Annotated in this window: 1 protein-coding gene; it reads right to left on the bottom strand. The window is 43.9% G+C overall.

The window, feature by feature from the left end; genetic code table 11:
- Window positions 1-239 precede the first annotated feature (239 nt).
- Window positions 240-1,157: [Fe-Fe] hydrogenase large subunit C-terminal domain-containing protein (locus WMO25_RS18205; protein WP_349086650.1), on the bottom strand; the 918-nt coding region annotated here is incomplete at its 5' end.

Here is a 1,157-nt window from a genome sequence, read left to right as displayed (position 1 = left end):
TTTTCTTGAAAAAACATATCCAAACACAGGATTCATTCTTTTACACTTCTGCCCATCACAGCGTGCAGTCAAAACCATCAAAAAAAATAAGATTCCGAATGAGAATATTCAGACACACTTGTGTTGAATTTCTCATTCGGAATCTTATAACAGATATCCTATAACTGCACGCTACTTATTTATAAATAGTCTTCTTTTTTATCACCTTATCGAAACATAAGGACGCATTTTATTCATATTTATTGATGATTTCTCGTCATATTAATGCCGTATTCATCGTACTGTGCAACATTTTCAAGAACACCTCGATCATCCGCCTTGGCGATCTGACCATTTCTGTCCTTGAGGAATGTTCTGGATTTACCAAGCATTGCCGGACCGTTAACACAGCCGCCGACACATGCCATACCTTCAATAAAGTCTTCCGGAAGCTTGCCGACTTTCAGAAGCATCAGTGCTTTCTTGCATTCCAGTGCACCGCTGCAGGTCTTTACCTTCAGATCAACTTCTTTGTTGGCTTCCTTGAATGTTTCAAGGACGGCTGCTGTTACACCGCCAGATACAGAATACTGCTTGCCGAACTTACTTCCCTGCTGTAGAGTCTCTGTACATTCCTCAGGATCAATATTTTTCGCCTCAAACATGCTGGCCAGTTCTTCATAAGTCATGGCATAATCCGCACCACCGAAAGTAATGGAATCAATGACTTCGGATTTCTTGGCAATACATGGTCCGATGAAAACGCATACAGCATCCGGATGCATGGCTTTGATCAGACGTCCTGTAGCTGTCATCGGTGAAACAGTTGTAGACATATACTTGAGCACCTGCGGATAATGCTTCTTGATCAGAGAAACGAAAGCCGGACAACAGGATGTTGTCATTTTCTCGCCGGCTTCATAGTGCTCCAGAAGCTCCTGTCCTTCATTCTTTGATACAAAATCTGCGCCCAGAGATACTTCATACATGTCTCTGAAGCCAAGCTTCATGACAGCCTCACGGATCATACCGACACTGACATCAGGACCGAACTGCCCTTCAATAGCCGGTGCCACCATGGCGTAAACCGGTGCGCCGCTGCTGATCAGTTTGATTACGTCCACCATAAATGAACGGTCTGATAAAGCACCGAACGGACAGTTGATCACACACTGACC

The sequence above is a fragment of the Coprococcus intestinihominis genome, assembly GCF_040096555.1.
GTDB lineage: Bacteria > Bacillota > Clostridia > Lachnospirales > Lachnospiraceae > Coprococcus_A > Coprococcus_A intestinihominis.
The sequence above is the reverse complement of the archived record's forward strand: the minus strand, read 5'-3'. Positions and strand labels throughout refer to the sequence as shown.